Genomic DNA, 10038 nt, shown 5'->3' on the forward strand with positions numbered 1-10038 from the left:
GGCTCGTCGCGGCCGGACCTGCCGACTGGGGCCGAGGAAGGGCGGGAAAGGACAGAGAGTGAACCCGACGACCGCCTCGCCCCGCAGCGCGGCGTGCCACTTCGCCGGCACACGGCGCGAGTCCCGCCCACTCCGGGCTACCAGCCGTCTCGAACCGGCACGGGTGAGGGATCACTCGTCGAACGAGAGGAAAGGCCATGGTTGGTGAAACCATCATCACAGTGGTCGGCAATCTGACCGATGACCCCGAGCTACGCCTCAACCCGTCCGGCGATGCGGTCGCGCACTTCACCGTCGCCTCCACGCCCCGCGCCTTCGACCGGGAGACCGGGAAGTGGAGGGACGCCGAGACGCTGTTCCTGCGCTGTTCGGCCTGGGGACAGATGGCCAGGCACGTCGCCGAGTCCCTGACCCGCGGTACGCGCGTCATCGTCCAGGGACGGCTGCGCCAGCGGACGTACGAGACCAAGGAGGGCGAGCGCCGCACCGTGGTCGAGTGCGGGGTCGACGAGGTCGGTCCCTCGCTGCGGTTCGCCACCGCGCAGGTCACCAAGGCCCCCCGTGCGAGCGCCTTCGCCGGCGCCAGTCCACCCGCNGCCGACGACCTGTTCGCCCAGAACGACGGCGAGCCGCACACCCCCCGGCAGGGCGAGGAGCCCTTCTGATCGACGAGAGCACCGCAGAGGCTGACCGGCATGACCGACCCTGCCCCGACCGATCCCTGCCCGACCTGGACCCCGCAGGCTGCACTCGGTTTGACCTGCATCGATTGTCATCCCGAACACCGGGACGACCACCAGGACGACGACTCCCGCATCCGCCCGGAGGCCTCCACCGAGACGGTCCTGGACGGACGTGAGGGGCACGGCCTCCCAAGGCTCCCCGATGCCCCGGTCGACGAACTGCCGTGGAGAGAAGAGCTGACCGCCGCCGAGGCGACTGGAGGAAGGACGGCAGCGTCGCCTGGGCAACCGGCGACGACCGACAAGATCATGGATTGACGGCAGCCCCGCGAGCGGCGCCGAGACGGTGAAACAGGGCCGGAGTGATGCGACATCCGGCACCATCGCCCCGAAGTCCGCGCGGGCCGCCGCAGAACCGACACCCCGGGCCGCCGGCGCGGTGACCCGGGACCGTCGGCCGCAATGACACGCCACATCCCATCCGGGCGGACGCCATGAAAGAACAGGACCGCGAGAGGGCACTCGAGCTGGCCCTCATCCAGATCGAGAAGCGCTTCGGCAAGGGCTCGGTCATGTGCCTCGGCGACGACCCCTGGTCCCCCATCGAAGTCATCCCCACCGGGTCGATCGCTCTCGACGTCGCCCTTGGCATCGGCGGCCTGCCCCGCGGGCGGATCGTGGAGATCTATGGACCTGATGCCTCGGGCAAGACCACTCTCGCCCTGCACGCGGTGGCCAACGCCCAACGCGCCGGCGGCACCGTGGCGTTCATCGACGCCGAGTACGGCCTCGACACCGAGTACGCCAAGCGGCTGGGCGTGGACACCGACGCCCTGCTGGTCTGCCAGCCCGACAACGGCGAGCAGGCCCTGGAGATCGTGGACATGCTGGTCCGCTCCGGCGCGCTCGACCTCATCGTCATCGACTCCGTCGCCGCGCTCGTCCCGCGAGCGGAGATCGAGGGCGAGATGGGTGACTCGCACGTGGGTCTCCAGGCCCGCCTGATGAGCCAAGCCCTCCGCAAGATCACCAGCGCGCTCAACCAGTCGAAGACCACGGCGATCTTCATCAACCAGCTCCGGGAGAAGATCGGCGTCATGTTCGGCTCCCCGGAGACGACGCCCGGGGGCCGGGCACTGAAGTTCTACGCCTCCGTGCGCCTGGACGTCCGCCGGATCGAGACGTTGAAGAACGGGGCCGAGGCGGTCGGCAACCGCACCCGTGTCAAGGTGGCCAAGAACAAGTGCGCACCCCCCTTCAAACAGGCCGAGTTCGACATCCTCTACGGGCAGGGCATCAGCCGCGAGGGCGACCTGATCGACCTGGGCCTGGAGCACGGCTTCCTCTACAAGTCCGGCGCCTGGTACACCTACGAGGGCGACCAGCTCGGTCAGGGCAAGGAGAACGCCCGCAACTTCTTCAAGGACAACCCCGACCTCGCCGACGAGATCGAGAAGAGGATCAAGGAGAAGCTGGGCATCGGGGCGGGACCGAACACCGTTCCCGCCGCCTCCGTCGAGTTCTGACCCGGTGCAACCCCCTTCCGGTGTCCGCCTGTCCGGACTCTGCGCCCCTCAACGGGAATCCGCTGAATCAGGGATGGGGATACGCGGTACGTGTCCTGCGCCGGGAGGGCAGCGTGCGCCGGTCAGTCGTGACCGACCGGCGAGGACACCACACGCGCGTGAACCGCGTTGCCAGAGACGCTTTCGGACGCCGAGGAGCAGCACGTGAGCGACACCGCTTCGACCACTCGTCGCGTCTACCTCCACTGTGAGTTCCTTCCCGCCGATCCCACCGTCCGCGGCCTGGTCTCCATCGGCCTCACCGACGACGCAGGCTGTGACTACTACGCCGTCAACAACGGGATGGACGTGAGCGCCGTGCTCAACGTCCCGTGGATGGCCGACAACGTGTGGCCCAACCTGCCCCGGTGCACTGTCGACGGCTGTCCCTGTCTCCTCGACCGCACCCATCCCGACGTCAAGCTCCTCGACGAGATGCGCGAGGACGTGGCGAAGTACTTCGCCGACGGCTCCCCGGAGACCCATCTGTACGCCTACTACAGCGGCCAGCACATCTGGCGTCTGCACTCCCTGTGGGACCACGACTGGGCGGCGATGCCGCCCTCGGTGCCGCGCTGGTGCCACGAGCTGCGGTCCCTCGTCGTCCAGGCCGGCGACCCGCCACTGCCGGAGCGAGCCGGCGGACAGCACCACGCGTTGACGGACGCCGGCTACAACCGCACCCTGCACGAGTACCTGCTCGCCCTCTCCACCTGCCCGCAGTACGACGACGATGGCTTCCGCCCCGTGAGCGGCCTGCACCGGATGCCGCCCACCGACCGGCAGGCGGCCGCGCCCCCACGGACCGAGCGCGTGGACAAGAGCTCTGCGGCCTGCTGGGGGCCGGAAAGCAGCAGCCGTCATCCAGGCAGGCCGGTAACGAGAGGGGAGCGGCCGACCCGTTTCCCCACCCATCAGGTGCATTCCATCGTCTGCGACGTCTGTGACTACGTCTACGACGAGGACGGGGACGGCTTCGAGGTGTTCGACAGCCCGGAGGCGGCCGCGCAAGAGGTGCTGCGACACCACTGGAAGTGCCTCTCCGACGGGCGAGTGATGTGTCCGAGTGATGATGGGGAACACCAGGCCGTGTATGACGAGTTGATGCCGCCTGAGCCGGGGACCGGCGGGTAGGTCGCGCCGACGAGGAGACGTGCCGGTGAAGGTGTCGACGGATGGGCAGCCGTGCCGGCGGATCACGCGCGGAGAGAATCGGCGTAGGGCCGGGGGTGTGCAGCCGTTCGAGGTCTCCGGCACGCCGGCCCCGCCCGCGCCGCCGTCGCTGTCGCCGTCGCCGTCGCGCGTGGCCGACTTCATGACCTGCCCGCTGCGCCAACGGTTCCGGGCGATCGACCGGCTGCCGGAGAGGTCCAGCGCGGCGGTGGCCCGGGGCGTGCTGGTGCACGCGGTGCTGGAGCGGCTTTTCGACGACCCGGCGGTGGAGCGTACGGCCGCGCGCGCCCGTTGCCTGGTGGCGGGCGAGGGGGAGCGGTTGCCGGCGGCGGTGCCGGGGCTCGCGGAGCTGTTCGCCGAGGGGGGCGGGGCGCCCGTCCCGGAGCGGGTCGCGCGGTGGCTGGCCGGGGCGGAGCGGCTGGTAGAGCGTAGAGCGGTGGTTCACGCTGGAGGACCCGACCCGGCTGGGGCCGGCGGGGCGGGAACTGTTCGTCGAGGCGGCGCTGGACTCCGGGCTGACGCGGCGCGGGGTCATCGACCGGGTGGGCGTGGCGCCGACCGGCGCGGTGCGGCTGGTCGGCTACAGGACGGGCAAGGCCCCTGGTCCGAGTACGCGGCGGATGCCCTGTTCCGGTTGAAGTCCTACACCCTGGTGCTGTGGCGGCTGCGCGGTGCCGTGCCGGCTGCAGTTGGTCTGTCTCGGTGGCGGGGGCGTGCTGGGCTACGCGCCGGCGGAGGGTGATCTGCGGGCCGTGGGGCGCAAGCTGCTCGCTCTGTGGGAGGCGATCCGGCGGGGCGCGGCGACGGGCGACTGGCGGCCGCGGCCGGGCCGGTTGTGCGACTGGTGTCCCCGTCGGGCGTTGTGCCCGGCCTGGGGCGGCATCCCGCCGCCCTGCCCTCTGGCCGCGGCCACCGGCCCGGCCGCGGAGCACGACGAGCGCCCGGCCGCCGGCGCCCGCTGAGGCCGGACCGCTCACCCGCGGCGGCTCGCCCGGAAAGGCACCGTGCAGCGGCCGAAACACCGCCGCGCCCACGGGAGCACGGAGGCCAGTGGCGGTGGGCGGCTATGTGGCGGGGGTGAAACCCCGTTCGACCAGTGCGTCGATGGTGGCGCCGCCCTCGCCGTACACGAGGGTGCCGGAGTCCCAGTCCAGTGCGACGTCATCAAGCCCTCGAGCGCGGACGAGCCAGTCATAGTTCCGCAGCGCGATGATCGTCTCCTCGGTCATGGAACGAGGCTACTGCTCTTGGTCTGGATCTCCCCGTCGTGCGCCTCCGCTTTGCCATCCCTGCCACGCGTCCGGCGGACCGGCGGCCGACGAGCGCAACCGTGACGGCCTCGATGTGGCTGTGACGATCTTGCGCAAGGTCTCGGTGCGGACATACAAGGCTCAAATACCCGCAAAGCGCATTGATCTCCTCCCTCTTTCGATCCAGGTCGACCGCGGCAGTCGATGGAACAATTGTGCGAAAATGGCGGTGGCCCTACGGAGGCGCTGCCGCCACCTGTCCCGCCTGCGGTGCCGGGCTCCTCGGCGCCTCCCCCGGGCAGCGAGGGCGGTGAGGATCCACGACCTCGCACCTGCGGGCAAGGAGGCCGGCGGCATGCCACCGTCGGCAACCGCCACGGAAAAGCGAGGCGCGTCCATGAAGCTCTTGCACACCTCGGACTGGCACATCGGCAAGGTGCTCAAGGGCCACAACCGGCTCGACGAGCAGCGGGCGGTCCTGCGTGAGATCGTCCAGGCGGCACGGGATCACCGCGTTGACGCCGTCCTCGTCGCCGGCGACCTGTACGAGTCGTCCGCCCCGTCGGCGAATGCCCAGCAGCTGCTGGTGCAGACGCTGCTCGCGTTGCGGCGCACGGGCGCCGAGGTCATCGCGATCGCCGGCAACCATGACCACGCCGCCACCTTCGACGCCTACCGGCCGCTCATGGCGAGCGCGGGGATCACCTTGGCCGGCACCGCCCGCCCTGCGGCCGACGGCGGGGTGGTGAAATTCACCGCACGCTCGACGGGGGAGCCGGTCACCGTCGCCCTGCTGCCGTTCCTGGCCCGACGCCACGCGGTACGGGCCGCCCAGTTGGTCACCGAGACGCCTCAGGAGGCCGCAACCGGCTATGGCCGGCTGGTGCGGGACCTGCTTGCCGCGCTCACGGCCGACTTTCGCGACGACACGGTCAACCTGGTGATGGCACACCTGACGGCGGCCGGGGGAAGGCTCGGCGGGGGTGAGCGGTCCGCCCAGTCGATCCTCGAGTACTGGGTGCCGGCCAGTGCCTTCCCGCCTGACGCCCACTACGTCGCGCTCGGGCACCTGCACCGCCGCCAGTCGCTGCCCGCACCGTGTCCGGTGCACTACTGCGGCAGCCCGATCACCCTCGACTTCGGCGAGGAGAACAACCCCACTGTGCTCCTTGTCGTCGAGGCCGAGGTCGCCACGCCCGCCCGCATCACCGCCGAGGTGCCCATCGGGTCCGGACGGCGGCTGCGCACCGTACGCGGCACCGCCGACGAGCTGACCCGGCGCGCAGAGGAGTTCGGCGACGACTACCTGAGGGTGTTGCTGTGCGAACCAGCGCGCGCGGGGCTGCGGCGGGACGTACAGCGGCTGCTGCCCAACGCGCTGGAGGTGCGCATCGATCCGGAGTTCGCCGCACCGGTGCACACCGCCAGGCCGTCCCCCTCGGCCGACGGCGCGGACCGCAGCCCCGCCGAGCTGTTCCACGCGTATTGCATCGCCCGGGGAATCGCCGACGAACGGGTCGAAGCACTGTTCACCAGGCTCCACGACCAGGCCACCGCCACGCACGCCTGACGGCGGGAAGGAGCCCCATGAGGCCGGTACTACTGGAGATGGACGGTTTCGCCTCGTTCCGGGAGCCGGCCGTGGTGGACTTCCGCGAGGTGGACTACTTCGCGCTCGTCGGCCCGACCGGATCGGGCAAGTCCACCGTCATCGACGCGATCACGTTCGCGCTGTACGGATCGGTACCGCGCTGGAACAACCGACGCGCGGTCGCGAACGCACTCGCACCCACCACCGACCGGGGCACCGTCCGGCTCGTCTTCGACCTCGCCGAACACCGCTATGTCGCCGCCCGGGAACTGCGCCGCGCTGCCGCCGGCGGCGTCGGTGTGAAGAACGCCCGGCTGGAGCGACTCGCCGACCCGGACGCGCTCGGCACGCCGGACGACGTCACCGAAGTGCTCGCCTCCGATTCCGAGGTCACGCCCGCAGTGGAAAAACTGCTCGGGCTACCGTTCGAGCACTTCATCACCTGTGTGGTGCTGCCGCAGGGGGACTTCGCCGAGTTCCTCCACGCGCAACCGGCCAGACGGCAGGAAATCCTCGTCAAACTGATGGGTCTGGAGATCTACCCCCGGATCGCGCAGGCGGCGAACACGGAGGCCGAGCGCGCGAGGCAGCGCGCCGAGCTCCTCGCCCAGCAGCTCGAGGAGTTCACCGATGCGACCGAGTGCGCGGAGCGAGCGGCACAGGACCGGGTGGCCACGCTGGAGGAGGTCGCCGAGCGGGTTTGTGCGGCGCTACCCGAACTCACCAAGCACGGTGCGGCGGTCACCGAGGCACGGCAGGCGTGCGAGGCGCTGACCGCGGAGCGGGACCGGTTGAGGGCGGTCGCCGTGTCGGCCGGGCTCGAAGAACTCGGGAAGAGGGAACGCGACATCAAAGCCGCCGACGAGGCGGCCGACGAGGAACTCGCCGCGGCCGAGGCAGCCGACACGGCTGCCCGTGAACAGCTTGCGGCGGCACCGCCCCGGCCCCNCCCCGCTCGAGCAGGCCCGCCGCGACCGCATGGAGCTCGACACGCTGGAGAGGAGACTGCCCGCCACGCAGGCGCTGCAGCGGCACTGCGCCATGGCACTCTCCGACGTGACCGCCGCCGAGGAGGAAGCCGAGAGGCTCGCCCTGCAGGCGCGCCGGACGCAGGAGGTCACGGCACGGTCCCATCTGGCCGCGGCGCTGCGACCGCACCTGCGGGATGGCGCGGCGTGCCCGGTGTGCGGGCAGCGGGTCACGGCGATACCCGGCCCGCTGGCCGTGCCCGACCTGGACAGGGCCGAGGGGGTACGAGTCCAGGCCGACCGGGAGGCGGAGCGGCTGCGCGTGGCGTGGACGAAGGCGTTCAGAGCCGAGCAGCAGGCCACCGGAGAACTGAACGCGCTCACCGGCCGGATCGCCGCCCTGCGTTCCGTCCTCGCCGACGCTCTCACCCGGGAGCAGGTGTTCGCCGCACTCGCACGCCGAGAGCAGCTGGAAAGGGCTGCCGACGAGGCGGACGCGAGACTGCGGCGTGCGCGAGCCGCCAGGGCGAGCGCCGAGCAGGCCACGACGGGCGTTCGCCGGGAGGTGCAGGCGGCCTGGTCGGCGCTCGAGCGTGTGCGCGACCCGCTCGTCGCGCTCGGGGCTCCGGTGCCGGACCGTGATGACCTGACCACGGCGTGGACCGCCCTCGTCTCCTGGGCGGCGGCCGCCGCCGCCACCCGCGAAACGGCGCTGTCCGGCGCGTACGAAAGGCTGGCGAGGGTCTGTGGAGAGCTCACCACCGCCGAGGGCCGACTCGCCGGTGTGCTCGCCACCCACGAGGTGACCCTCCAAGCGGGACGGCCGCTCACCGAGACGGCCGAGCCGGCGGTCGCGGCGGCGCTGGAGGGGGCCCGGCAGGAGGCGCGGCGTCTCATCGAACGGCGGAAGCAGGCCGCGAAGCTCGACATGCAGCGGCAGCATAAAGAGCAGACGCACCAGGTGGCGAAGACGCTCGGCCACCTCCTGCGCGCGGACGGGTTTCCCCGCTGGCTTGTCGCGACAACCCTCGACACCCTCGTCGCGGAAGCCTCCGGAACACTCGCCGAACTGTCCGGCGGGCAGTTCGAGCTGACCCACGACGACGGGAGCTTCCTCGTCGTCGACCATGCCGACGCGGACAGTCGCCGACCGGTCAGGACACTGTCCGGCGGTGAGTCGTTCCAGGCCGGCCTCGCCCTCGCCCTGGCGCTTTCGGCGCAGCTGCCGGCCATGGCCGCAGCCGGTGCCGCTCAACTGGAGTCGATCTTCCTCGATGAGGGGTTCGGCGCACTGGACGAGGCGACACTCGAGACGGTCGCCGCCACGCTGGAAGAGCTCGCGACGCGCAGGGACCAGGTGGTCGGCATCGTCACGCACATCGACGCCCTGGCCGAACGGGTACCGATCCGCTTCGCCGTTCGCCGCGGCCAGGGAACCTCTTCGATACAGCGGGAGACACCGTGACCGTATGGGCGTCGGGAACCCGGTTCTTGCGGGATTTCCGCGATGGGATGACGGAACGTCACCGTGGTGTCGTCCTTCGGAGTGTGTGATGAGCTTGACGGCATTGCCTGCAAAATGACAGAAGACGCAATCGATCCGCCCGGACCCGCAGACGATTTGAAGCCCTACGCCGTCACTGGTCTTCTGAGTCAGGGATTCCGTTCGGATGTGCAGGGTTGCGGGGTGGCGCGTGCTGGGCGGCCGAAGGCTGGGTTGATCCTGTCGGAGGCGGAACGGGCTGCGCTCGAGGGCTGGGTGCAGCGCCGTTCCATGCCGCAGGCGTGGGCGCTGCGCTGCCGGATCATCCTGACGTGCGCCACCGGCGCGTCGAACAAGGATGTGGCCGCGCGGCTCGGCTCGCCGCCGCATGCGGTGGGCCGGTGGAGGGCGGGGTTTGTCGAGCGCCGGATCGCCGGGCCGGGCGGCCTGCCGCGTTCCGGCGGGCCCCGGACGGTCACCGACGAGCGGGTCGCCGCGGTGGTCACCAAGACGCCGGGGTCGACGCCGGGGGACGCCATGCACTGGTCGACGCGGGCGATGGCCGGGGAGAGGGGTCTGTCGCAGTCGGCGGTGTCGCGGACCGGGCGGGCGTTCGGCCCGCAGCCGCACCGCTCGGAGAGGTTCAAGCTGTCGGCGGACCCGTACTTCGTGGACGAGGTCCACGATGTGGTCGGCCTGTGCCTGGACCCGCCCGAGCGGGCGCTGGTGTTCTGCGTGGCCGAGAAGTCGCAGGTCCAGGCCCCGGGCCGGTCCCAGCCGGTGCTGCCGATGATGCCCGGGGTCCCGCAGCGGGTCACCGCCGACTACGTGCGGGCCGGCGCCACCCCCCTGTTCGCCGCCCCGGAGGCGGACACGGGGAAGGTGACCGGCTTCCTGCACCGCCGGCACCGGGCCGAGGAGTTCAAGAAGTTCCTGATCAGGCTGGACCGGGAGGTCCCGGCGGGCCTGGATGTGCATCTGGTGCTGGACGGCTACGCCACCCGCAAGCCCCCGGCCGTCAAGACCTGGCTGGTGGCCCGTCCCCGCTTCCACCTGCACTTCACGCCCACCGGCTCGTCCTGGCCGAACCTGGTCGAGCGGTGGTTCGCCGAGCTGACCAACAAGCAGATACGGCGCGGCGTCCACAAGAGCGTCCAGGCGCTGGAGAAGGACCTCCGTACCTGGATCGCCGCATGGAACACCGATCCCAAGCCCTACGTCTGGACGAAGACCGCGGACGAGATCCTCGAACGCCCCGCAAGTTATCTGAACAGAACTCCTGACTCAGGAGACTGGGGTTGTGCCCACCAAGAGCATGCTGGCCC

Annotated in this window: 9 protein-coding genes and 2 pseudogenes; 10 read left to right on the forward strand and 1 reads right to left on the reverse strand. The window is 71.0% G+C overall.

Going from position 1 to position 10038, the window contains the following annotated elements:
• Positions 1–197 precede the first annotated feature (197 nt).
• The 6 genes and pseudogenes from RH94_RS37940 to RH94_RS37960 all read left to right on the forward strand — a co-directional run.
• A partial coding sequence (locus tag RH94_RS37940; RefSeq protein ID WP_234426347.1) for a single-stranded DNA-binding protein occupies positions 198–595 on the forward strand: 398 nt, incomplete at its 3' end.
• Between the two features lies 1 nt (position 596).
• Positions 597–665 (forward strand): annotated as a pseudogene (locus tag RH94_RS47045) (single-stranded DNA-binding protein); the annotation flags it as partial.
• A 30-nt stretch (positions 666–695) separates the two neighbouring features.
• Complete coding sequence (locus RH94_RS37945) at positions 696–1001, forward strand: hypothetical protein (protein ID WP_073952827.1); 306 nt, start codon at positions 696–698, stop codon at positions 999–1001.
• Between the two features lie 176 nt (positions 1002–1177).
• Positions 1178–2209, forward strand: coding sequence for a recombinase RecA (gene recA / locus RH94_RS37950; RefSeq protein WP_073952828.1), 1032 nt, complete (start codon positions 1178–1180; stop codon positions 2207–2209).
• Between the two features lie 204 nt (positions 2210–2413).
• Positions 2414–3382 carry a hypothetical protein gene (locus tag RH94_RS37955; RefSeq protein WP_073952829.1) on the forward strand — a complete coding sequence of 323 codons (969 nt, stop codon included), beginning with the start codon at positions 2414–2416 and terminating at the stop codon, positions 3380–3382.
• A gap of 181 nt (positions 3383–3563) precedes the next feature.
• Positions 3564–4383 (forward strand): annotated as a pseudogene (locus tag RH94_RS37960) (RecB family exonuclease).
• Between the two features lie 102 nt (positions 4384–4485).
• Here the strand turns inward: RH94_RS37960 and RH94_RS41690 are convergent.
• Entirely contained in the window at positions 4486–4650 is a 165-nt protein-coding gene (locus RH94_RS41690) for a hypothetical protein (protein ID WP_181446541.1), read from the reverse strand.
• Between the two features lie 418 nt (positions 4651–5068).
• On the opposite strand from RH94_RS41690, the gene RH94_RS37965 reads away from it, so the two are divergent.
• The 4 genes from RH94_RS37965 to RH94_RS37975 form a co-directional block, all read left to right on the forward strand.
• The gene (locus RH94_RS37965) at positions 5069–6241 is read left to right on the forward strand and encodes an exonuclease SbcCD subunit D (protein WP_073952830.1); all 1173 of its coding nucleotides are present in this window, start codon (positions 5069–5071) and stop codon (positions 6239–6241) included.
• A 38-nt stretch (positions 6242–6279) separates the two neighbouring features.
• Positions 6280–7210: AAA family ATPase (locus RH94_RS45980; RefSeq protein ID WP_234426352.1), on the forward strand; the 931-nt coding region annotated here is incomplete at its 3' end.
• 948 nt (positions 7211–8158) lie between these two features.
• Positions 8159–8695: an SbcC/MukB-like Walker B domain-containing protein gene (locus RH94_RS45985; protein ID WP_234426354.1), complete on the forward strand. Its 537-nt coding sequence runs from the start codon at positions 8159–8161 to the stop codon at positions 8693–8695.
• Positions 8696–8917: 222 nt separating this feature from the next.
• Positions 8918–10038: IS630 family transposase (locus RH94_RS37975; protein WP_073952843.1), on the forward strand; the 1121-nt coding region annotated here is incomplete at its 3' end.

Source organism: Streptomyces kebangsaanensis (assembly GCF_001906585.1).
Taxonomy (GTDB): Bacteria; Actinomycetota; Actinomycetes; order Streptomycetales; family Streptomycetaceae; genus Streptomyces; species Streptomyces kebangsaanensis.

Excerpts from the sequence above, each read along its gene's own strand:
- RH94_RS37945 (WP_073952827.1), top strand. The coding sequence starts at position 696 with ATGACCGACCCTGCCCCGACCGATCCCTGCCCGACCTGGACCCCGCAG.
- RH94_RS41690 (WP_181446541.1), bottom strand. The coding sequence starts at position 4,650 with ATGACCGAGGAGACGATCATCGCGCTGCGGAACTATGACTGGCTCGTC.
- RH94_RS37965 (WP_073952830.1), top strand. The coding sequence starts at position 5,069 with ATGAAGCTCTTGCACACCTCGGACTGGCACATCGGCAAGGTGCTCAAG.
- RH94_RS45985 (WP_234426354.1), top strand. The coding sequence starts at position 8,159 with ATGCAGCGGCAGCATAAAGAGCAGACGCACCAGGTGGCGAAGACGCTC.
- recA (WP_073952828.1), top strand. The coding sequence starts at position 1,178 with ATGAAAGAACAGGACCGCGAGAGGGCACTCGAGCTGGCCCTCATCCAG.